Source organism: Emticicia sp., from assembly GCF_049241225.1.
Taxonomy (GTDB): domain Bacteria; phylum Bacteroidota; class Bacteroidia; order Cytophagales; family Spirosomataceae; genus Emticicia.
In genome coordinates this window covers 1-1,320 of record NZ_JBMLRC010000199.1, presented here as the reverse complement: position 1 = coordinate 1,320, position 1,320 = coordinate 1, and the positions used below count along the sequence as shown (strand labels likewise).

At 37.7% G+C, this 1,320-nt stretch carries 1 protein-coding gene and 1 pseudogene; both read right to left on the bottom strand.

Translation table 11 applies throughout. From position 1 onward, the window contains the following. On the bottom strand, positions 1-580 hold a 580-nt coding region (locus ACOVO2_RS11115; protein WP_421770038.1), incomplete at its 3' end, for an endo-1,4-beta-xylanase. A 15-nt stretch (positions 581-595) separates the two neighbouring features. Continuing rightward, a pseudogene (locus ACOVO2_RS11110) lies at positions 596-1,320 on the bottom strand (RNA-binding protein); the annotation flags it as partial.

The window sequence follows — 1,320 nt, the reverse complement described above, 5'->3', positions numbered from 1 at the left end:
CAGCAGTTGGGTCAGCTTTGGCGGCTAAATCGAATGCTTCTTTGATGTAGCCTTCACCCAATTTATTTAAGAAGATTGATTTTCGGAGTGTACCATCTTCTTCTAAGGCTTCGTTTACTACATCCCAGCTGCCAATTTTACCTTTGTATCTTCCCGCGACCGTATTGATGTGTTCGGTCATGAACTGTCGAAGAGAATCTGCACTCTGTATTTTTCCTACAAATTTAGGTAGTTGGCTATGCCAAACTAAAGTATGGCCAACTGTATGTATCTTATTTTTTTGAGCAAATTCAATAAATTTGTCTGCTAATGAAAAATCGTAACGATTTTGGTCTGGATGAATGACTTCCGCCTTCATTATATTCTCAGGAGTGGCCGAGTTAAATTGCTTAATTATCAGTTCATTCGCCAATGTATTTCGCTCTAAGATATGTTCAGTTCCTAAGGCCGTGCCAACTAAAAAATCATCTTTATATGCATCTTTTAGTGAAGAAAATTGTGGTAATTGTTTTTGTGAATTACAACCAAGATTCAAAAGAGCAATACCGACGAAATGGTATAAAGAAAACGATAATTTCATAATTTTTTTTGGTTGTTATTTTTTAAAACTAATGATAGATGCGTTGTTTCGTGCAATAAGTAAATGATTATTAATAGTGATGGCATCTCGAACTTCCCCCTTGACTTGTAGCCCAGAGATGTGTGGTAAAATATATTTAAATTTACCTTTGCCAAGCCCCTTGAAATAGCCTCCTTGAAGTCCATCATGCCTGCCTACCTCTGGTTTTAGGCGATAGAAGTTTCCGCCTGCATAAAAATCTTTGATTCCATCTTTATCAAAATCGCCTGTTTCAAAAGCGAAGATTGGCGAAAACTGTGCTTCGGCTGGAAGGCTCTCCAAAACCAAATTACCATCTTGATTGACTAAAACTGATGAATTGAAATTGACTACCTGCTTTTTGACAGCTTTGGCTAACTTATCCTTCTCAAAAAGGTCGGAGACTTGCATCTTGGCAAAATCTTGATATTTGATAGTTTTTTTCTTCAAACTCGGCATTTGAGCGGTTAAATCAGCTTTACTGGCAAATGGGAAAGGTTTCTCATCTTCAGGAGTAAACCATTCCATGATTACCTCAGGACGTTTATTATCATCAAAATCATGCACATACAGTTTGAGAGGTTTCTCAGTACTGGCTTTAAATTTCATGTTTGTTCCCCAGTTTCCGAGTAAAAAATCGGTGTCCCCATCTTGGTCAAAATCGTCCGCTTCAATTGTATTCCACCAACCCTCACTATTCGGAATTGCCACTGGTTGTTTGA